Source organism: Amycolatopsis sp. NPDC051061, assembly GCF_040682935.1.
GTDB lineage: Bacteria > Actinomycetota > Actinomycetes > Mycobacteriales > Pseudonocardiaceae > Amycolatopsis.
On record NZ_JBFBBZ010000036.1, the window covers coordinates 31,147 to 51,512 of the forward strand.

At 70.5% G+C, this 20,366-nt stretch carries 20 protein-coding genes and 1 pseudogene; 16 read left to right on the forward strand and 5 right to left on the reverse strand.

All coding sequences use genetic code 11. The features are described 5' to 3' along the window. Positions 1–6: 6 nt before the first annotated feature. Genes AB0N03_RS36870 through AB0N03_RS36880 form a run of 3 tightly spaced genes read left to right on the forward strand, consistent with a single transcriptional unit; the run spans position 7 to position 2,454 of the window. Positions 7–1,203, forward strand: coding sequence for a glycosyltransferase family 4 protein (locus AB0N03_RS36870; protein ID WP_364382160.1), 1,197 nt, complete (start codon positions 7–9; stop codon positions 1,201–1,203). Further along, entirely contained in the window at positions 1,190–1,819 is a 630-nt protein-coding gene (locus AB0N03_RS36875; protein WP_364381961.1) for an acyltransferase, read from the forward strand. Before AB0N03_RS36870 ends, AB0N03_RS36875 begins: the two co-directional genes overlap by 14 nt. A gap of 59 nt (positions 1,820–1,878) precedes the next feature. Next, a complete protein-coding gene (locus AB0N03_RS36880; RefSeq protein WP_364381964.1) occupies positions 1,879–2,454 on the forward strand; it encodes a Uma2 family endonuclease in 576 nt (191 codons plus the stop codon). On the opposite strand, the gene AB0N03_RS36885 is transcribed toward AB0N03_RS36880, so the two are convergent. Next, positions 2,451–2,642, reverse strand: a complete 192-nt coding sequence (locus AB0N03_RS36885; protein ID WP_364381967.1) for a hypothetical protein — start codon at positions 2,640–2,642, stop codon at positions 2,451–2,453. The genes AB0N03_RS36880 and AB0N03_RS36885 overlap by 4 nt on opposite strands. A 22-nt stretch (positions 2,643–2,664) precedes the next feature. On the opposite strand from AB0N03_RS36885, the gene AB0N03_RS36890 reads away from it, so the two are divergent. Next, on the forward strand, positions 2,665–2,811 hold the full coding sequence (locus tag AB0N03_RS36890) for a hypothetical protein (protein ID WP_364381970.1): 147 nt from the start codon (positions 2,665–2,667) through the stop codon (positions 2,809–2,811). Between the two features lie 61 nt (positions 2,812–2,872). On the opposite strand, the gene AB0N03_RS36895 is transcribed toward AB0N03_RS36890, so the two are convergent. Then, complete coding sequence (locus tag AB0N03_RS36895) at positions 2,873–3,463, reverse strand: hypothetical protein (protein ID WP_364381973.1); 591 nt, start codon at positions 3,461–3,463, stop codon at positions 2,873–2,875. A gap of 118 nt (positions 3,464–3,581) precedes the next feature. Here AB0N03_RS36895 and AB0N03_RS36900 point away from each other — a divergent pair, with 118 nt between their 5' ends. The 3 genes from AB0N03_RS36900 to AB0N03_RS36910 are packed head-to-tail and all read left to right on the forward strand — an operon-like array spanning position 3,582 to position 6,254. Beyond that, positions 3,582–4,094, forward strand: a complete 513-nt coding sequence (locus AB0N03_RS36900) for a SigE family RNA polymerase sigma factor (RefSeq protein WP_364381976.1) — start codon at positions 3,582–3,584, stop codon at positions 4,092–4,094. Continuing rightward, positions 4,091–4,807 (forward strand): hypothetical protein, encoded by a 717-nt coding sequence (locus tag AB0N03_RS36905; protein ID WP_364381979.1) that lies wholly within the window; start codon positions 4,091–4,093, stop codon positions 4,805–4,807. Before AB0N03_RS36900 ends, AB0N03_RS36905 begins: the two co-directional genes overlap by 4 nt. Positions 4,808–4,862: 55 nt before the next feature. Beyond that, positions 4,863–6,254 (forward strand): M20/M25/M40 family metallo-hydrolase, encoded by a 1,392-nt coding sequence (locus AB0N03_RS36910; protein ID WP_364381981.1) that lies wholly within the window; start codon positions 4,863–4,865, stop codon positions 6,252–6,254. Here the strand turns inward: AB0N03_RS36910 and AB0N03_RS36915 are convergent. Next, on the reverse strand, positions 6,251–7,207 hold the full coding sequence (locus AB0N03_RS36915; RefSeq protein ID WP_364381984.1) for a Gfo/Idh/MocA family oxidoreductase: 957 nt from the start codon (positions 7,205–7,207) through the stop codon (positions 6,251–6,253). The two genes, AB0N03_RS36910 and AB0N03_RS36915, sit on opposite strands and share 4 nt — an antisense overlap. Next, positions 7,204–8,310, reverse strand: coding sequence for a DegT/DnrJ/EryC1/StrS family aminotransferase (locus AB0N03_RS36920; RefSeq protein ID WP_364381987.1), 1,107 nt, complete (start codon positions 8,308–8,310; stop codon positions 7,204–7,206). The genes AB0N03_RS36915 and AB0N03_RS36920 overlap by 4 nt, the downstream gene beginning before the upstream one ends. A gap of 149 nt (positions 8,311–8,459) precedes the next feature. On the opposite strand from AB0N03_RS36920, the gene AB0N03_RS36925 reads away from it, so the two are divergent. Genes AB0N03_RS36925 through AB0N03_RS36955 form a run of 7 tightly spaced genes read left to right on the forward strand, consistent with a single transcriptional unit; the run spans position 8,460 to position 14,827 of the window. Further along, entirely contained in the window at positions 8,460–9,179 is a 720-nt protein-coding gene (locus tag AB0N03_RS36925; RefSeq protein ID WP_364381990.1) for a UDP-N-acetylglucosamine acyltransferase, read from the forward strand. Positions 9,180–9,190: 11 nt separating this feature from the next. Continuing rightward, the gene (locus AB0N03_RS36930; RefSeq protein ID WP_196425827.1) at positions 9,191–9,433 is read left to right on the forward strand and encodes an acyl carrier protein; all 243 of its coding nucleotides are present in this window, start codon (positions 9,191–9,193) and stop codon (positions 9,431–9,433) included. Further along, a complete protein-coding gene (locus tag AB0N03_RS36935) occupies positions 9,426–10,157 on the forward strand; it encodes a glucose 1-dehydrogenase (protein ID WP_364381993.1) in 732 nt (243 codons plus the stop codon). Before AB0N03_RS36930 ends, AB0N03_RS36935 begins: the two co-directional genes overlap by 8 nt. Beyond that, positions 10,154–11,548, forward strand: a complete 1,395-nt coding sequence (locus AB0N03_RS36940) for an AMP-binding protein (protein WP_364381996.1) — start codon at positions 10,154–10,156, stop codon at positions 11,546–11,548. Before AB0N03_RS36935 ends, AB0N03_RS36940 begins: the two co-directional genes overlap by 4 nt. Continuing rightward, complete coding sequence (locus tag AB0N03_RS36945) at positions 11,545–12,597, forward strand: acyl-protein synthetase (protein WP_364381999.1); 1,053 nt, start codon at positions 11,545–11,547, stop codon at positions 12,595–12,597. The genes AB0N03_RS36940 and AB0N03_RS36945 overlap by 4 nt, the downstream gene beginning before the upstream one ends. Then, positions 12,594–13,838 carry an acyl-CoA reductase gene (locus tag AB0N03_RS36950; RefSeq protein ID WP_364382002.1) on the forward strand — a complete coding sequence of 415 codons (1,245 nt, stop codon included), beginning with the start codon at positions 12,594–12,596 and terminating at the stop codon, positions 13,836–13,838. The genes AB0N03_RS36945 and AB0N03_RS36950 overlap by 4 nt, the downstream gene beginning before the upstream one ends. Positions 13,839–13,849: 11 nt before the next feature. After that, complete coding sequence (locus AB0N03_RS36955) at positions 13,850–14,827, forward strand: lysylphosphatidylglycerol synthase transmembrane domain-containing protein (RefSeq protein ID WP_364382005.1); 978 nt, start codon at positions 13,850–13,852, stop codon at positions 14,825–14,827. A 309-nt stretch (positions 14,828–15,136) separates the two neighbouring features. Here the strand turns inward: AB0N03_RS36955 and AB0N03_RS36960 are convergent. Beyond that, positions 15,137–17,024 (reverse strand): annotated as a pseudogene (locus AB0N03_RS36960) (DUF6541 family protein). 130 nt (positions 17,025–17,154) lie between these two features. Between AB0N03_RS36960 and AB0N03_RS36965 the strand changes: the two are divergent. Continuing rightward, the gene (locus AB0N03_RS36965; protein ID WP_364382008.1) at positions 17,155–18,927 is read left to right on the forward strand and encodes a hypothetical protein; all 1,773 of its coding nucleotides are present in this window, start codon (positions 17,155–17,157) and stop codon (positions 18,925–18,927) included. After that, positions 18,924–20,363, forward strand: coding sequence for a hypothetical protein (locus AB0N03_RS36970; RefSeq protein ID WP_364382011.1), 1,440 nt, complete (start codon positions 18,924–18,926; stop codon positions 20,361–20,363). The genes AB0N03_RS36965 and AB0N03_RS36970 overlap by 4 nt, the downstream gene beginning before the upstream one ends. Positions 20,364–20,366 lie beyond the last annotated feature (3 nt).

Sequence of the window (20,366 nt, forward strand, 5' to 3'; positions counted from 1 at the left end):
CGCGCGATGCGCATCGCGGTGGTGAACAACTTCTTCCCGCCGCGGGTGGGCGGGAGCGCGCACATGTCGGCCTCGCTGGCGGCGCAGTTCGTGGCGGCGGGGCACGAAGTCCTGGCGATCACGGCCGCCTACGCCGACGCCCCGGCCGAGGAGGAGCGCGACGGCTACCGCGTCGTGCGCGTCCCGGCGGTGAAGATGCCGCAGGTCGGCCTGTCGATCGACTTCGACATGAGCTTCGCGTCGCCGCGGCCGGGCAACTGGCGGCGGCTGTGGAAGCTGCTCAACGAGTTCCAGCCGGACGCGATCCACCTGCACGGCCAGTTCTTCGACCTGTCGTGGCTGGCCGGGATCTACGCGCGGCGGCGGGACATCCCGGTGCTGCTCACCATCCACACCCTGCTGATCAGCGACAACAAGCTGTACGGCGGGGTGTTCCGGATGCTCGACGCGGTCCTGGTCCGGCCGATCCTGAAGTACATCCGGCCGAAGTACGTCATCCTCGACAAGCTGGGCGTCGACTACTGCGTCGAGCGCTACGGCACCAGCGACGCGAACTCGGAGTACTTCCCGATCGCGGTCGACACGGGTCACTTCGCGAAGCCGGTGACCAAGGACGTCCGCGCGGAGCACGAGATCGGTGACGCGCCGCTGATCGTCTCGCTCGGGCACGTCATCCCGCTGCGCAACCGGCTGCCGTTGATCGAGGCACTGCCGTCCATTTTGGACAAACACCCGGGCGTGCGCGTGGTCATCGTCGGCCGCGTCTACCACGACGCGTTCCTGAAGCGCGCCGCCGAACTGGGTGTTTCGGACGCGCTGGTGGTCACGGGCGCGGTGCCGAAGGCTGACGTCCCGGCGTACTTCGCGGCGGCGGACATCGTGACGCACGACCTCAACGGCGGCTGCGGTACGGCGTCGCTGGAGGCGATGCTCTCCGGCACGGCGACGATCGCGTCGGTCACCGAGGACAACTACCCGGGCATCGAGCTGCGCAACGGCGAGAACGTGCTGCTCGTGCGCCCCGACGACGCGGAAGCCGTCGCGCGCACGGTGATCGAGCTGCTCGACGACCCGGATCGCCGGGCCCTGATCGCGCAGCGCGAGAGCGAGCTGGTGCGGTCGAACTTCGGCCTCGACGTCGTCGCCGAGGAACACCTTCGTACGTTCGAGAAACTGGTGTCGGAAGCGGATGTTCTTCGATGACGAGCGCAGCCACCGGCTGCGCCCGCAGATCCTGACCGAGCTCGTCTCGCAGTACCTGAACGACGCCGAGCGGGCGGCTTTCTACGGCCTGCCGGAAACGTGCCGGGTGCGCGAGCGCGTCAAGATCATCAGCCCCGAGAACCTGAAGATGGGCGACCACTGCTGGATCGGCGAGGGCGCGGCCCTCGACGCGAGCGGCGGCCTGGAGATCGGCGAGCACACCAGCATCGGGCTCAACACGCTGATCTTCACGCACTCGAGCTGGCTCGCGAACATGACGCTGCAGAACCATTCGGGCAGCGACCTGATCGAGCGCAAGCCGGTGAAGATCGGCAAGGGCTGCTTCATCGGCGGCCTGGTGGTGATCATGGCGGGCGTGACGATCGGCGACTTCGCGACGGTGCAGCCGAACTCGGTGGTGGCGAAGGACGTTCCGCCGCGGACGTTGGTGGCGGGCAACCCGGCGCGGGTGTTCCAGCGGTACGACGAGGAGTACATCCAGTCCGAAGTGGACCGGGTGCGCGCGGAGAACGCGCGCCGCCGGGAGATCGCGGAGTCACACGGGCAGAACACATCGGGCTGGGGAGCCCCATCGGGCGACTACTCAGAGCACTAGCCTTCCGGCAGGATGACGTGGGAAGATGACGGCCAGTAACTGACGGCGAGGAGAAGGCGATGAGTGTCATGGAGTGGCCTCACCACCTCCTGTCCCTCGAAGACTGGATCGATCTGCCGGAAACCCCGGAGTACCAGGTCGAAGCGGTCGAAGGGGTTCTTGTCGTGGCACCGCGTCCGATTTCGTTCCACCAGCGAGCTGTTATCCGGCTGGGCTACTTGCTCAATGAGCAGCTCGTGGACGAGTACTGCGCGCTGAGCGAAGTCGAGATGGTCGTCGGTGTATCGCCGCTCACCGTTCGGGTGCCTGATGTGCTGGTGGCCCCAGCCGCTCTGGTGGAGACGAATCCGGCTCGGTTGAGCGTCGGCGACGTGCGGTTGGTGATCGAGGTTCTCTCCGAAGGCACCAAGCGGACCGACCAGGTCACGAAGTTCTCCGAGTACGCCGAAGCCGGGATCGAGCACTACTGGATCGTGGATCTCGATTCCCTGGTCAGCATGATCACCTACCGGCTGGTGGACGAGGATTACGAGAACTTCGGCGAGTTCTCCGGAGCAGCCGAGCTCGAGTTCGCCGGTACTGCGCTCGCCATCGACCTGAACGCCCTGACGACTCGGCGGGCTCAGCGACTCTAGAGCCGGTCCGCCAGCGGCTTTCCGAGCTGCGTGAAGGTGTCGTCGCGGCCTGAGGGTGTCTCGCACCCCGACTTCGCGCCCGCGATGAACCGGGCCACCGACGTGTCCGGGCCGATGAACAGCTCAGCGGTCTGGCCGGCGCCGTACTCGCACACGTAGTCGCTCAGGAACGGACAGGCGGCGGTCACCTCGGCCGGCGAGGCGGCCGGCGTGAAGGTCGGAGCCGTCGGCTTCGGCTTGCTCGCCGAAGTGGATGACGGCGGCACCGACGTCGTCGCCGGCGCCGCCGTCGTGGAACCGCCCGAACACGCTGTGACGCAGGTCAACAGGCGTGCGGCGGCGAAGATTCCCCCGTGAAGCGCACGCAAGACAATCTAGCCCTCGGTAACCGAGCGCAGGATTGCGGTTACGCAACGTTTCAGCCGTGCCCGACGTCGGGGTTGCCCCCGGGCAGCTTGTCGCCGGCCGCGTCGTAGGCCTTCAGGCGTGCCGGGTCGGGCGTTCCCGGGTCGAACCAGAACACGACCACGTTGGGGTCCGCGCTCCAGCGAGCCTGGTGCGCGACCCCCGCCGAGCTCGTGATCTTCGCCGCCGGGCCGACGTAGTAGCCGAAGCCCGGTACGTCGTGGCCGTTGACGTTCATGCCCCCGGTCACCGCGTGGAAGCCCGGCGCCTTGTCGGAACCCGAGGTCTCGTTCGCGATGACCAGGTCTCCGCCGGCGCGCGTCCCGGCCATGATGCCGAACGTCGTCCGCGGGAGCCGCGGTTCCCGCACCTTCACGCCGTAGAAGACCAGGTCGCCGAAGCCCGACGGGATCACCTCGCCCAGCACCTCGTGCTCGGGCTCGGCAACGCGGGTCGGCGGTGGTGAGACCGGCGCGGCCGCGAGCGCAACCGGCGCGGCCGCGAGCGCAACCGGTGCGGCGTTCGCGCTGGTCAGCACGCCGGACACGGCCAGCGCGCCGCACGCGGCGACGACGGTTCCGGCGATGACGAGGCGTTTCCTCATGCGGTTCCTCCCTCGGAGACAAGATCGTCCGGGGGAACGACGGGCGTACGCTCGAAAAGGTTGAGAGCAACCTTTCCGCGGCCCGGCCGTCGCTGGGAGAGACGGAATGAGGTGACGCATGGCGCGCGGCGACGACGAGTTCGCGGACTTCGTGCGCGCGTCCTCGGCCCGGCTCACCCACGCCGCCTACCTGCTCACCGGTGACCGCCACCAGGCCGAAGACGCCGCGCAGACCGCCTTCACCCGCACCTACGCGGCTTGGTCGCGGGTCCGGCACAAGGACGCCTACGGCTATGCCCGCACCGTGCTGATGAACCACGTCATCGACGGCTGGCGGCGCCCGATCCGCGAGTACGCCACCGAGGCGATGCCCGACCAGCAGGACCGGCTCGACGTCGACAAGGTCGTCACCCAGCGCGCGTGGCTCACCGCCGTGCTGCGGACGCTGAGCGCCCGCGAACGCGCTGTCGTCGTGCTCCGCCACTTCTTCGACCTGCCCGAAGCCGACGTGGCTCGTGAACTCGGCGTTTCGCTGGGTACCGTGAAGAGCACCAACTCGCGGGCGCTGGCCAAGCTGCGCCTCGAGGCCGACACCGACGAGGACACGCTGATCGGAGGGAGCGGACGATGAACGACCTCGACGACTTCCGCGCCGCCCTCCGGCAGCCGCCCGCCGAACCCTTCGCGGAGCCGGACCTGGCCAAGATCATGGCCGGCGGCACGCGCATCCGGCGTCGCCGCCGCGTGCTGACGACCACCGCCGGCGCCGCCGCCGCGGCCGTCGTCGTGCTGGTGGTCGTGTTCGCCGTCCAGCTGCGGCAGCCCCCGCCCGCCCCGGTCGCGCAGCCGCCGGCCCCGCCGACGTCGGCCGCACCGGCGTCGACCACCACGCCGCCCGAAAAGTCGCCGATCGGCGACGTCGTCGGCACCGGCATCCAGACACAGGCAGGCGAGATCGTCTTCTTCGCGTGGGCCGTGGACCAACCGCAGCTGCTGCCGGACATCCACTTCGGCCTGGTGGCCGGGTTCCGCTCCGGCACGTCGCTGCGGGCCGCGCTGGCCACGAACGAGGTCCGCGGCTCCGACCGGTCGTTCGGCTTCCACGCCACCGACGGCGGCGAGGTCCTCCAAGACCAGCTCATCCCGGTCTTCGGCTACTTCGCCGGCCCGGCGGCCCGGATCACCACGACGGTGCACGGCAAGACCGTCGAGGCCAGCCTGACCAAGTGGACCGAAGACCCGAACGTGGTCTTCTTCTGGTTCGACCCCGTCGCCGTGCCGGACTCGGCGTCGCTGACCCCGCTGATCGCCTACGACCCCAACGGCCAGCGGCTCACCAAGTAGCCGGGCGTCCGGTCGGCGGTACACGGCGGGCCCGTGCTGGCGTAAGACCGGATCCGTGACCTCTCGACGAGCGTTCCTCACCGCTTCAGCCGTGCTGGGAGCCGCTTCCGCGGTCGGTGTCCCCGCCGGCGCCGCCGAACTCGGGGACCGCGGGCCCGGCGGCCCGGTGCGGCCCCAGCGTCCCGGCCCGGACCTGCGGGCGCTGCTCCGGCAGGTCGACGAACGGCGGATCGAGGCGACCGTGCGGCGGCTGGCCGCGTTCGGCACCCGGCACACGCTGTCCGCGCAGGACGACCCGCTCCGTGGCATCGGTGCCGCGCGCGACTGGCTCTACGCCCAGTTCCAGCAGGTCGCGGCCGCTTCCGGCGGCCGGATGACCGTCGAGCTGCAGTCGTACGTCCAGCCGCCGGCCGACCGGATCCCGGTCCCGACGAAGATCACGAACGTCGTCGCGACGCTGCACGGGTCCACCGAACCCGGCCGCGTGTACGTCGTTTCGGGGCACTACGACTCGCGTCGCACCGACGTCATGGACTTCACCGGCGACGCGCCGGGAGCGGACGACGACGCTTCGGGCGTCGCCGTCTCGCTGGAGCTGGCGCGGGTCCTCTCGACCCGGCAGCCGGCCGCGACGATCGTCTTCGCCGCCGTCGCGGCCGAGGAACAGGGTCTCTACGGCTCGCGGTACATGGCGCAGCGGTTCAAGGCCGCCGGCACCGACGTCCAGGCGATGTTCACCGACGACATCGTCGGCTCCAGCCGCGCCGACGACGGCGCGCGGGACCCGACGACGATCCGCCTCTTCGCCGAGGGCGTCCCGACCGCGGAGACGCCGGCCGAGGCGAACCTGCGGCGCAGCATCGGCGGCGAGAACGACTCACCGCCGCGGCAGCTGGCCCGGTTCGTGAAGTCCGTGGCGGAGAACGACGCGACCGGCATGAACGTCCGGATCATCTACCGCCGCGACCGCTACCTGCGCGGCGGCGACCACATCGGCTTCCTGGAGCAGGGCTACCCGGCGGCGCGGTTCACCGAGCCCGCCGAGGACTTCGCGCACCAGCACCAGGACGTGCGCGTGGAGAACGGCGTCCAGTACGGCGATCTGCCGGAGTTCTGCGACTTCCCGTTCATCGCCCGGGTCGCGCGGGTGAACGGCGCCGCGCTGTGGTCGCTCGCGACCGCGCCAGGCACCCCGAAGGGCGTCAAGATCCGCACGGCGGCGCTGACGAACGACTCGGAACTGCTGTGGGACGCAACGCCGGGCGCCGTGGGCTACGAGGTCCTCTGGCGCGAGACGACGGCGCCGGACTGGACGCACGCGATCGGCGTCGGCCCGGCGTTGACAGCGAAGATCGACCTGTCCAAGGACAACGTCTTCTTCGCCGTCCGCGCGGTGGGCCAGGAAGGCCGCCGGAGCCCGGCGGCCTTCCCGGCGCCGGTGAGCTAGGCCGCGGCCTGCGTCAGGACCTGCTCGACGACGTGGTGCGAGGGCAGGATCAGGTCGCGCTCGGTGTCGGCGTCGACCTTGCCCTCCAGCAGGTCGCAGAACCGGTCCAGCTGCGAGGCCAGCGGCTCGCGGGCCGTGATCAGCTCGGGGATCTCGATCACCGTCTGCTGCCGGTAGCCGAGGCCGTCCGGGGTGACGGAGTCGTGGGAGATGTGCCGGTAGATCGTGACGTCGCGGCGGAGCAGGTCGATCTCGATCGAGCGGTCGATTTCGGACACCACCAGCGACCGGACTTTCCGCTGCCCCAGCCGGGAGGCCGAAACCGTGGCCAGGCCGGTGTCGAACGACAGCACCGTCTCGATGGTGTCCTCGGCACCTTCGACCGACGACGGGTGGAAGTACCCCGCGCCGGACGTCACACGCGACGGCGTCGCGCCGCCGAAGAACTGGATCGCCAGGTCGACGTCGTGCACCAGCAGGTCCCACGCGACGCCGGTCTTGATGCGTGGCGCGTACGGGCCGTGGCGGCGGGCCATCAGGTGGATCGGCTCCTGCACCAGTGCCCGCGCGGTCATGACCGCCGGGTTGTAGCGCTCCAGCAGCCCGCACATCAGCGCGACACCCTGCTTCTTCGACAGCGCGACGATCTCCTGCGACTTCTCGAAGCTGTTGCACACCGGCTTTTCGACCAGCATCGGCTTGCCCTGGCCGAGGATCTCCTGCGCCAGGTCGTAGTGCACCTCGGTGGCCGAGGCGAGCACCACGGCGTCCACATCGGACAGTGAGCCGATCTCCGGCGTCCACTGCGTTTCGTACCGCTCGGCGACGGCCTTGCCGGCCTCCTCGCGCGGATCGATCACGCGGACCAGCTCCACGCGTTCGTTGCCGGCGAGCACACGAGCGTGGAGGGAACCCATGTTCCCGGTTCCGACAAGAGCGATCCGATGCGTCATGCGCCCAGTACCTCGCGAACGGTCTCGATGATGGTGTCCAGTTGGGACTCGGTCAGGTGCGGGTGCACCGGCAGCGAAAGCGCCTGGTCGGCGACCGACTTCGCCACGGGGAAGTCCTCGACGCGCGCGCCCGGGATCAGGTCGTGCCCGCGGTAGCAGTCGTAGTCGAAGACGATCTTCGGGTAGTAGATGCCGTTGCCGATGCCGCGCTCGGTCAGCGCCGCGGCCAGCTCGTCACGCGAGAGGAACGCGTGCGGCCCGACCAGCACGGTGTACTGGTGCCAGACGTGCTCGCGGCCCGGAAGGACCTTCGGAACCTCGAGGCCCGGCGTACCCGCGAGGCCCTCCGAAAGCCGCTTCGCGTTCGCCTGGCGGGCGGCGGTCAGCTGGTCGAGTTTCTCGAGCTGCGGGATGCCGACCGCCGCGTGGAGGTCGGTCATCCGGTAGTTGTGCCCGGCGACCTCGTACTGGTAGCGGGCGCGCATGCCCTGGTTGCGCAGCACGCGCAGCTTGTCGGCCAGCGCGTCGTCGTCGGTCGTGATGACGCCGCCCTCGGCGGTCGTGATGTTCTTCGTCGCGTACAGCGAGAAGCAGCCGATGCCGAACGAGCCGGCCTGCTTGCCCTCGAACGACGCGCCGACGGCCTGCGCGGAGTCCTCGATGACCTGGAGGCCGTGCTCGGCGGCCAGCGGGGCGAGCTTGCCCATGTCCGCGGTCTGGCCGTAGAGGTGCACCGGCATGAGCACCTTCGTGCGGTCCGTCACGACCTTCGCCACGGCGTCGGTGTCGATCGCGAAGTCGTCGCGCCGGATGTCGGCGAAGCGGACGGTCGCGCCGGCCTCGAGGATCGCGTTCAGGGTCGCGACGAAGGTGAACGGCGACGTCACGACCTCGTCGCCCGGCTTCAGGTCGAGCACCTGGAGCGCGGCGACCAGCGCGGTGGTCCCGTTGTTGACCGCGATCGCGTGCTTCGTCCCGGAGACGGCCGCGAAGGCGTCTTCGAAGCGCTTGACCATCGGTCCCTGTGCGATGGCGCCGGAGCGCAGCACCTCGACGACGAGGTCCTCCGCGTCGCGGACGTCGACCACGGTGATGGGGATCATGGGCTGTCTCTCTCGGCAGGCGATTTCGGCGCGTCCGGTACAGTGAGCTGCCGGTTCTGCGCCCGGCCGCCCTGCATGAACGCGGGCCACACGTTACCGGGCGCGGTAGCACGCCCAGTACCCAGCCGCCGACGAACGGATACCCGCCCGTGGCCAACCGCATCCACCCGACCGCCGTCCTCGGCGAAGGCGTCGAAATCGGGGACGACAACGTGATCGGGCCGTTCGCGGTGATCGTCGGCCCGGCGCGGATCGGCGACGGCAACTGGATCGGCCCGCACGTGACGATCGGCACGCCCGGCGAGGACCGCGGCCGCCCCCACCCCGCGGCCTGGGACGAGGCGCCGACGGGTGACGCGGATCACGACGGCCACGGCGTCGTCATCGGCAGCCGCAACCGGCTCCGCGAGTACGTGAGTGTCCACCAAGGGACCTGGCGGACGACGACGATCGGCAGCGACGGCTACTTCCTGCGCAACTCCCACGTCGCGCACGACTGCCTGGTCGGCGACGGCGTGACCGTCGCGTCCAACGCCGTCACCGGTGGCCACTGCCACATCTGGGACGGCGCCAACCTCGGCATGGGCGCGATCCTGCACCAGAAGGTCGTGATCGGGCCCGGCGCGATGATCGGGATGGGCTCGGCGGTGCGGCGCGAGATCGGCGCGTTCACGATCGCCGTCGGCAACCCGGCCCGCGTCACCGGCGTCAACGTCGTGGGCCTGTCCCGCCGCGGCGTCGACGAGGCGACGATCGAGGCGCTCGGGCCGTGGCTGAAGGGCAAGGAAGGTCTCCCGGACGTCACGCTGCCCGGCGACCTCTCTACCTTGGTCAAGGCGTGGGACGCCCGCCCGCGCGAGGAACACTAGGAGTCATGGCTATGTCGGTTGCCCCCAAGCTGCGCGAGGTCTTCGTCGAGGCGCTGGACCTCGACGCGGACGTGGACGTCGAGAACCTGAAGTACCGCGACCTCGAGGCGTGGGACTCGGTCGGCCACATGGCGCTGGTCGCGGCCATCGAGGACGAGTTCGACGTCGAGTTCGACACCGACCAGGTGATCGACATGTCGAGCTTCAAGGTCGCCGTGGACATGGTGACCGAGCTGCAGGCGAAGAATGACTGATCTGTCCGGTCGCGTCGCGCTCGTCACCGGCGGGACGCGGGGGATCGGCCTGGCCACCGTGCGCGCTTTGGTGAACGCGGGCGCGACGGTGGTGCTCACCGGCCGCGACGAGGCCCGGGCCAAGGAAGCGGCCTCCTCGGTGGGCGCCGCGGCCGGGCTCGCGCTGGACGTCACCGACGCGAAGGCAGTGTCTTCGCTGGTCAGAGGCGTCGCGAAGGAGCACGGCAAGCTGGACATCGTCGTCGCGAACGCCGGGATCATGGAGGACGCGCTCCTCGGGATGATCCGCGAGGACCTGGTCGACACGACGCTGAGCACGAACGTCGCCGGCACGCTGCACACCGTCCAGGCCGCGGCCCGGGCGATGATGCGCAAGAAGACCGGCTCGATCGTGGTGCTCGCGTCGATCGTCGGCGAGTACGGAAGTGCCGGTCAGACGGTGTACGCGGCGTCGAAGGCGGCGGTGGCGAACATCGCGAAGTCGGCGGCGAAGGAGCTCGGCCGGTCCGGGATCCGGGTCAACGCGGTCGCGCCGGGCGTGATCGAGACCGACCTGACCGCGGGCCTGAGCGAGGACGCGAAGACGGAGAACGCCGGCAAGACGCCGCTCGGGCGCCTGGGCCGGGCGGAAGACGTGGCGAACGCGATCCGGTTCCTGGTGAGTGATGAGGCGTCCTTCGTCACCGGCCAGGTGCTGGGCGTCGACGGAGGCTTGGTGCTGTGACTTTGCTGGGTGCGGGAGCTCGGCTGGTGGACGTGGCCGGGGGCCGCACACTGGCGGGCGCGGAACTGTCGGCCGAGGTCGGCCGGCGGGTGGAAGAGCTGGCCACGCTGCCGGTCGGCGTCGTGTTCGCGCGGATGTCGATCGACCTGCCGAGCGTGCTGACCTACCTGGGCGCGTTCGAATCCGGGCGGGCGATCGCGCTGATCGACCCGGCGCTGGACGCCGACGTGCTGGCCGGGCTGATTTCGCGCTTCCGCCCGGCGGCCGTGCTGGCGGCTTCGGGTGACGCCCCTGAGGGGTACTCGGTGCGAGGCCCGGACTGGGTCCGCGACTCCGCCGAGGGCGTCGCGCCCCACCCTGACCTCGCCGTGCTGCTCCCGACCAGCGGGTCCACCGGGAACCCGAAGCTCGTCCGGCTCTCGCGGCCGGGGCTGCTGGCCAACGCCGACGCCATCGCGCAGGTGCTGCACATCGACGCCGACGAGGTCGCGCCGACTTGCCTGCCGCTGCACTACAGCTACGGCCTTTCGGTGCTGAACTCGCACCTCGTGCGCGACGCGACCGTCGTGATCGAGCCGTCCGGCGTGCTCGGCCGGGGGTTCTGGGACGCCGTGACCACCTACGGCGTCACGTCCCTCTCGGGTGTCCCGTACCACTACGAAATGCTGCGGCGGCTCAAGTTCGACCCCGCGAAGTACCCGACGCTGCGCACGCTGACGCAGGCCGGCGGGAAGCTGCGCGACGAGCTGATCACCGAGTTCAACGACAAGATGCTGGCCGTCGGCGGCCGGATGTACGTCATGTACGGCCAGACGGAAGCCGCGCCGCGGATGACGACGGTGCCCGCCGAAAGACTGGCCGAAAAGCTCGGTTCCGCCGGGCCGGCGCTGCCGGGCGGCAAGTTCGCGGTCCGTCGTGACGACGGGTCGGAGACCACGCATCCGAAAATTGTCGGTGAGGTCGTCTACCGTGGGCCCAATGTGATGCTGGGTTACGCGGACGACGAGTCCGGCCTGGCCAAGGGCGACGAATGCGGCGGCGTGCTCGCCACCGGTGACCTCGGATACCTCGACGAAGAGGGGTACCTGTTCATCACCGGGCGGCTCAAGCGCATCGGCAAGGTGTTCGGCAACCGCATCAGCCTCGACGACCTCGAACAAGCCGCGCGCACGGCGGCGGTCGGGATCGACGTGGTGGCGGCGGTGCCCGCCGGCGACAAGGTGGTGCTGTTCGCCGAGGGCGTCGACAAGGACATCTGCAAGGACGCGTCGCGGGCGCTGTCCGAGCGGCTGCACCTGCACGCCAGCGGGTTCGACGTCCGCCCGATCGACACCGTGCCGCTGCTGGCCAGCGGCAAGATCGACTACCGGTCATTGGAGGCGAAGGTATGAACGTGTTCACTCGGTCGCAGGCCGACCGGGAGGCGTTGCTGCTGCCCGAGCTCGCCTCGTTGACGGCCCACCACCGGGCGAACTCCGAAGGTTACGAGCGGATCCTGTCGTCGCTGGGGATCGCGCCATCCGCTTCCTTCGCGACGATCGCCGACCTGCCCTGGCTGCCGGTGCGGATGTTCAAGACGCACGACCTGAAGTCCGTCCCGGACAGCGAGGTGTTCAAGACCCTCACGTCGTCCGGCACCACCGGCGCGGGCGCGTCGCGGATCTACCTGGACAAGGAGGCGGCGGGCGCGCAGACCAAGCAGCTGGGCGCGACGCTGCAGGAGGTCCTCGGCGGCGAGCGGCTGCCGATGCTGATGGTCGACACGATCGGCATCATCAAGAACCGCCGGTCGTTCTCCGCGCGCGGCGCGGGCGTGCTGGGCATGGCGAACTTCGGCCGCAAGCACACGTACGTGCTCGACGAGAACGACCAGCCGGACGTCGAGGCGGTCAAGAAGTTCCTGGCCGAGTACGGCGGCAAGCCGTTCCTGATCTTCGGCTTCACGTTCATGGTGTGGCAGTACCTGTACGAGGTCGCGCGCGAGCACGGCTTGGACCTGTCGAACGGCATCCTCATCCACAGCGGTGGCTGGAAGAAGCTGATCGACCGCGCGGTGGACAACGCCGAGTTCCGGCGGCGGTTCAAGGAAGACACCGGGCTCACCCGGATCCACAACTACTACGGGATGATCGAGCAGATCGGCACCGTGTTCCTCGAAGGGCCGTCCGGAAACTCGCTCTACTGCCCGGACTTCGCCGACGTCGTGATCCGGAACCCCGAGACGTGGGAAGAGCAGCCGGTCGGCGAGCCGGGCGTGATCGAGGTCGTCTCGACGCTGCCGCGGTCGTACCCGGGGCACGTGCTGCTGACCGAGGACCTCGGTGTCTACAACGGAATCGACGACGGCGACTGGCCGGGCAAGCACTTCTCGGTGCTGGGCCGGCTGCCCAAGGCCGAGGCCCGCGGCTGCTCGGACACGTTCTCTGGAGCGGCGGCGTGACTTCCCTGACCCAGCGTTTTCCTTTGTCGGATGCGGTTTCGGTAGCTGACCTGGTCGACGAGCTGCGTGCGTCGCCCCCGGGCGGCCGGTTGCGCGTGGGCGATCCGCGGATCGTCGAATTCATCACGAAGTTCGCCCGCAAGCTGCTGGCCCCGGCCACCGCACGCCGGTTCCCGGAGCTGGCGTCACTCGGCTTCTTCCTGCGCAAGGGCGAGATCGCCAAGGCGTTGTCCACGCTGGACACCTCGGGTGATTCCCTGCGGTTCCCGCGCGGGCTGGTGTTCCACGTGCCGCCGGCGAACGTCGACACGATCTTCGTCTACTCGTGGGCGTTGTCCGCGCTGGCGGGCAACCACAACGTCGTGCGGGTGTCGTCGCGCTCGGCCGGCGCCGCCGAGGCGGTGCTGGACGCGCTGAACGCGGCACTGTCCGAAGTGGACGCTTCGGTGGCGGAGGCCATCACCGCGACCCAGCGGATGGTGACGTACGACCGGAGCGACGAGGTGAGCGGCGCCCTGTCCCTGGCCGCCGACCTGCGCGTCATCTGGGGCGGCGACGGTTCGGTCGCGGCGCTGCGCAAGTACCCGCTGGCCCCGCACGCGCGTGACCTGACGTTCCCGGACCGCTCGTCGTTCGCCGTCGCGTCGGTGGCGGGCTGGCAGCGAGCCTCCGAAGCGGAGCGCCGCACGGCCGCCGAAGGCTTCTACAACGACTCGTACTGGTTCGACCAGGCCGCTTGCTCGTCCCCGCGCGCGGTGTTCTGGGTCGGCGACGCGGCGGGCGCGCAGACCGCGGGCCAGGAGTTCCGGACGCTTCTGGCGGCGGTGCTGGCGGCGAAACAGCACGTCACGGAGCCGGCGATGGCGGTCCAGAAGCGCGTCTCGGCGTACGGCGCGGCGGTCGACGGGCTGGTCAAGGAGATCGACTTCCAGGGCAACGGGCTGGCCACGCTGGAGCTGGCCGACCCGGCGGTCCTGCCGCGCGAGTGGCTCGGCGCGGGCACGTTCGCGAACGCGCGAGTGTCCACTTTGTCGGACCTGGTGCCGATCGTCCTGCGGAAGGACCAGACGGTCACCCAATTCGGCTTCGCGGCCGAGGAGCTGACGGCATTCGCGCACGAGCTGGCGGGCCGCGGCGTCGACCGGATCGTCCCGTTCGGCAGTGCCTTGACGTTCTCCGCGGTGTGGGACGGTTACGATCTGCTGGCCGAATTCAGCCGCCTGGTCACGGTGCAGGCCTGAGGAGACCGTCGATGACGACCGTTGAGAGCCCGGAGGACGTTCCGGCTGCCGGAAAGCAGCGGAAGTCCGCCAAGGCGAAGATCCTCGACGTCGTCCGGTGGGTCGCGATCCTGCTGGTCATCGGCTTCGCGGCGAAGCAGCTGGCCTCCAACTGGGGTGAGTTCTGGCACACCCTGCGTGACGTGGCGTGGCAGTCGTCGCTGCTCAGCCTGGTGGCCCTGGTCGCGGCGATCCTGGTGTCGACCTGGGGCTGGCAGATGATGGTCGACGACCTGGGCAAGCCGATCGGCTACGCCAGGGGAGCGCAGATCTGCCTGGTCGGCTCGCTCGGCAAGTACGTGCCGGGGTCGGTGTGGGCATACCTGCTGCAGATGGAGCTGGGCCGCAAGGCGGGCCTGGCCCGCGCGCGGATCTTCACGGGTTCCCTGATCCAGCTCGGCGTGGGCGTGGTGTCGGCGCTGGTGGTGTCCCTCCTGGCGGCGCCGGCGGTGTTCAGCAACAGCCCCCGCGCGCTGTGGCTGTTCGTGCTGATCCCGGTCGGCCTGGCGATGCTGCACCCGAAGATTTTGACGTGGGGCACGTCCCTGGTGCTGCGGTTGTTGCGCCGCCCCCCGCTGCAGCACCCGCTGGGCTGGCGCGTGGTGGGCAAGGTCTTCGGCGCCTCGACGGCGGCGTGGTGCCTGCAGGGAGTTCACCTGTGGCTCCTGGCGAACTCCGTGGGCGCACCCGGCTTCGGCGGCTTCGTCCTGTGCGTCGGCGCGATGGCGGTGGCGATGACGGTGGGGACGTTCGCGTTCATCCTCCCGAGCGGAGTGGGCGTCCGCGAGGTGGCGCAGGTGGCGGTGCTGACGGCGAGCGGGTTGACGGTCGGCCAGGCCACGGCGTTCGCGGTGGCGTCCCGGGTGATGTTCACGGTGGCGGACTTGGTGACGGCGGGCTTGGCAGCGGTAGCGGCCCGCTCGGCTCGCCCGGCGGTCACGCCCGCCTGACCCGCCCGGTTCGGCAGGCCTGCTCGACGGTCATGCCGGTCTGACCCAGCTCGCTCGGCGGTCACGCCGGCCTGGCCCGGCTCGGTCGACTTGCTCGGCGGTCGGCCAGCCTGGCTCGGCCCGCCGGTCACTCCCGGCCCGGCCCGCCGACTCGCCCAGCGGCCCGTCCGCCCGGCCCCGCCCGGCTTGCGGCCACGTCCGGCCGTCACGCCCGCCTGACCCGGTTGTCCACCGGCTGTACCCAAGTTGTCCACAGCCGTTACGCACATGTGGACAACTCCACCTCAGTGGCGGTCGTGAATCACCAACTCAGGGCAGCAACCGATAAACAACCGCATCGGAATTGCGCCAGCTCTCCTTCAGGAACGGCTCCCCGGCCAACCCGGTCAACCCCGCCTGATACGGCTTCCCCGGCTCGGTCGAAGGCTTCCCCAAGATCACCCAATGAATGTTCAGCCGCCGAACCGCCGCCCGGACCTCGGGATCGGTCCGGTAGTCCCGGAACCGCCCGGCCAGCACCAAAGCGTCCTTCGGCAGCAACGTCTCGTCGAAATGGCCGGCCACCGTCCGGACGCCCGACAGCGCGTAAGTCCAAGCCGTTCCGTCGAAGCGGTCGTTCATCGCCCACTCGCCCGGCGCCGCCAGCTTGCCCAGCTCCTCCATCGCCGCCTCTTCGCCCGGCGTCACGCGCAGCTGAGACGGGTCCGCCGCCTGGTAGCCCGGGTACACGCGGGCTCCGTTCGACCTGAAGTACAAGCCGTTCGAAAGCGCCACGAAACCCAGCAGGACCACCACGGCGACCGCCACCGCCGGCACGCGCGCGGGCAGCCGGTCTCTCAACCACGCCTGCGTCGACGCCAAGCCGTGGGCCGCCAGGACGCACAGCGGGATCGCCGCCATCGCGAAGAACCGGTACGGGTCGTCCCACCACGGCCGCGACAACGCCATCACCAACGGCGCGTTCGACGATGCCACCGCCAGGTACGCCAGGCCCGTGACCCCCGCCGTCAGGCCGATCCAGCGCAACGCTCCCGCCCGCGCGAAGAACACGATTCCCAGGAACAGCGCCACCGACAGCCACACCTGCGGGTGCGCTTCGAAGTGCTGGAACCCCAGCAGCGCCCCCAGCGCCGTCGTCGCGCGCCACTCGCTCGGCCAGCCGTAGTACGGTACGTCGCTCGTCGCCAGGCCCAGCGCCCCGAACAACTGCAGCCACGCCACCAGGAGCGATGCCACCGCGATCGGCAGCAGCGCCGGCAGGTCGCGGCCGATCCGGCGCCAGTCCGAAATCCAGCGCTGCACCAGCAGCGGCCCGGCGAACAGGATCCCGCCGAACAACGTCGACGAATGGACGCACAGCAAGCCCACCGCCGCCAGCAGCAGCACGAAACCCGTGTCCGGCGCGACGCGCTCCAGGTACCGCCGCAACGCCACCGCGGCCGGCGGGGTCAGCGTCACGCCCAGCGCGAACGGCAGCAGCGGCCCGCGGTCCATCGACTCGTAGACGCCCACCACCGGCGCCACCGCCGTCAGCGCCACCGCGCCCGCCAGCACCGCGCGCCCGCGGAACTCGCGGACCAGGGTCACCAGCGACAACGCCAGCAAACCCGGCAGCAGCAGTGTGTTCGCGTCCAGCGTCGACGGGATCGACGCGCCGCTCACGCGGTACGTCACCGCCGCCAGCAGGTGGTAGGCGTTGGGGTAGAACACCGGTGCCGCGTCGCCGTACCAGTTCACGTGGCTCGTGCCGAAGAGGCTGCCGTCGCCGGTGTCGGCGATGTAGCGGACAGCATTCCCGTGGTACACCGCGTCGAAGCCCTGCGGCAGCGCGCCGATGTGGCCCAGGCCGCGCAACGTCGCGTAGAAACCCACCGCCGCCCCGAAGAGCAGGCACGCGCCGACGGCGATGTGCCCGCGACGCGCCCACAGCCCGGGCTCCGGCTCGGGGTGCCCGACGCCGGACCGTCAGTTTCCGGACACCGTAAGCGATCGCGGCGAACACCACGGTCGAAATCGCGTACGTCCACGGGGTGAACGACCAGCCCGCCGCTGCTGTCCACGGCCCGGTCAGCCCGCCGATGGCGTAGCTCAGCAACGGAGCCAATCCGGCCAGGGCCCAGCCGCGCAATCCCGCGGCGAGTCCCGTCAGGACGCCCGGGACCGCGATGACGACAATGGCGACGGAGACGGTGAGCACGGACGAGACTAAGCCGTCCGAACGGGACGATTCGCGAATTTCTCTTCGCGATACCCGAACGGGTTATATTGAGCCGTGCGTTTCCCTGCTTGACTGACGCCGGGCGGAGCGATCTTCACGAGGGGGCCGGGTGGTCTACGCGGTCGTGGTGGCGTGGCTGGCCCTCGCCGCGATCGTGGTGCTGACCTGGAACCGGCTCGACACCGACCGCGGCCGGCGCGGTTTCGTCCTCACGCTCACCCTCGGCCTTTCGCTGCTGCACCAGCTGTTGTTCGCGACCGTCACCGAGGACGCGCTCGTATCGTTTCGCTACGCGCAGAACATCGCCGACGGAAACGGCCCGGTCTTCAACCCGGGAGAACGCGTCGAGGGTTATACGAACTTCCTCTGGCTGGTGCTGATCGCCCTGCCGCGGGCCGCGTTCGGCGCCGACGTGCGAACCGCCGCCGTCGTGTTCGGCGTCGTCGCCGCGCTCGGGTGCGTGCTCGTTTCCTACCTCTTGGTGAACCGGATCGTCGCCGGCACCGGCGCCGAGCCGCGGCCGGCGATCGGCGTCGCGGCCGCGGTGCTGACCGCGAGCGCCGGCGGCCTCGCCGTCTACGGCCCGTCGGGCTCCGAGGTCCCGCTGTTCGTGCTGCTCCTGCTCGCCGTCTGCTACTCGCTCGCGGCGCGCCGCCCGGTGGTCGCCGGGGTGCTCGTCGCGTTCGCCGTGATGACCAGCCCGGAGGGACTGGTGGTCGCCGTGCTGGCCGGTCTCTGGCTGGTCGGCGCCGCGCTGAAGAAGAAGCACAGCTGGTGGGCGCCGGTGGGGTACGTCCTGGGCGCGCTGGTGTTCCTGATCCCGCGGCTGGCCTGGCGCGCGACGTTCTACCAGCACTTCGTCCCCGCGCCGCTGGCCGTGAAGCTCGGCAGCCCGCTCGGCTCCCAGCTCGCCGCCGGCTGGCCGTACCTGTCCGGGTTCGCCTTGGCGCACCAGGGATTCCTGCTGCTCGGACTGGTCGCCGCGGTCGCGCTGCTGCTGCGTCGCACCGAACCCGCGTTTCGGGGGTTCCGGGTGGCGGAGCCCCCGGGCCGGGGCGAAGCCCCGGTTGTCACAGCCTTTCGGGGGTTCCGGGTGGCGGAGCCCCTGGCCCGGGGCGAAGCTCCGGTTGTCACAGCCGTCGAGGCTCGCGCCCTGATCTGGCTGTTGTTCGTGATGGCCGCCGCCGTCGCCGCGGCCGCGGTGCTGATCGGCGGTGACCCCGGACCGTCGTGGCGGCTGCTGGCCCCGGTGCCGCCGCTGATCGCCGTGGCGGCCGTCAGCGCGTACGGCGTGCTCACCGCGGACGTCGAGGCGAAGCCGTCGCCGCGGCCGAGGGCGTGGCCCGCCGCGACGCGTCTCGTCCCGGTGACCGCCTGCGGGCTCGCCGGCATCGCGGTGCTCGTCTCGGTGTTCAGCCCCGAGATGCTCGACCGCGTGCGCGACTGGCGCGCGCACGGTACCGAGCTGACCGAGATCGGCGGCTGGCTCGGCGAGTACCTGCCGCCCGGGTCGGTCGTCAGCGGCGCCGCACCCGGCGCGCTCGCGGCTCACGGTGGGCAGCTGCTGATCATCGACGTCCTCGGCCGCACCGACGACTACATCGCCCGCGAGGGACACCACGACGGCGGCGTCGCGACCGATTACGACTACGTCGTCAACGGCCGCCGCCCGACCGTCGCCGTGCCCGCCGACAGCGGCTACGCCGATCGCCAGCACTGCGCAATCGACCCGGTCTACGCGGGCAAGTACGAGGTCGCCACGTTCCGCCGCATCGGCACGCCCTACTGGGTCTCGGTGTACCCGCGCGCGGAGCAGGCGAAGTCGGTGGTCACCGACCTCGACCAGGGCCCGGACTTCCGCTACGTACCCTGTCCTTCGTGAAGCTCGAGGTCCCGAAACGCCGGCTGGGTGCCGAAGCGAAGCTCGGGATCGGGGTGTTCGGGACGTCGTTCGCGCTGTTCGTGCTGCGGTTCCTGGTGCCGCGCCCGGTCGCGATGTCCAACAACGGCGACGGCGGCCGCGTGCTGTGCGGCGCCGGGATCACCTGGAAGGGCCTGCCGGAGGCGTTCGTCCGCCTCGCCTACGCGCCCGCGCCCAGCGCGGTGCCGTGCCGGCCGACCTACCTGCTCACGCAGAGCTGGCTCGCGGACCTGGCCGTCCGGATCGGCGGGCTGATCGGCCTGCCCGGGACGCTCAGCCTGGTCGTGCTCGGCCTGCTGAGCAGCGTCATCGCCGCGGCGGCGATCGCCGCGATCGTGCTCGGCTTGCCGCACTCCTACCGCGCACGGCTGGCCGTGGCGGCCGGGCTGCTGCTGGTCGTCGCCGACTCGGCGTTCTTCGGGTACTTCGCCGCGGTGCTCGGGGAGGGCGCGGCGTTCCTCGGCCTGCTGCTGGTCGTCGGCGGCCTGCTGCTGACCGCCCGCGAGGGCTGGTGGAGCTACGCGGGCATGGCGGTGACGCTCGCCGGCGGTGTCCTGGCGGTCAACGCCAAGGTCCAGACGCTGACGATCCTGCCGATCCTCGCGCTCGCCGTCCTCCTGGTCCGGCCGGGCACGCTGCGCGGGCCGAAGCGGTGGGCGGCGGCGGTGCTGGTCGTCGGCGCTCTCGGCGTCGTCACGCTGTACGCGCAGCAGAGCGTCGAGCCGGCCGTCGCGCCCGACGGGACGCTCGCCGAGTTGCCGGGCGACGACTCGCGTGAGATCAACGTGTTCAACTCGGTGTTCCTGAACATCGTCGACGGCAAGCACGACACCCAGGCCGACCTGGCCGAGCTCGGGCTGCCGCCGTCGTTCGCGCAGTACGCGGGCAACGGCTGGTGGCACCCGCACCCGGCGACGATGGATCCGCTCTACCCGCGCTACCGCGGCCGGATGACCCGCGGGAACGTCGTCGCGTACTTCGCGAGCCACCCCGGCCGGACGCTGGAGGTGCTGAACCGGGCCGCGACCGACCAGCTCACCGCCCGCCCGGACTACCTCGGCAGTTTCGACCAGGACGCGGGCTTCGCGCCGCACGCGCAGGAGTACCGGGTGCCGGTGGTGTCGGGGCTGACCGGCCTGATCGCCCCGCTGGGGTTGTTCGCGCTGGTGCCGATCTGGCTGTTCGTGCTGGTCAGGGCGTGGCAGCGACGCCGTGGCGCGCTGGGCGTCGTGCTGGCGTTCCTGCTCGCCGTCTCGCTGACGCAGTTCGGCACCGCGGCCATCGGAGACGGCATCGAAGGCGTCAAGCACCAATCCGTCGCGCTGTTCACGATCCTGCTGGCCCTCGTTTTGTGTTCTCCCTCGCTGAACAGCCGTCAACAACCTACGGTCCCGTAACCT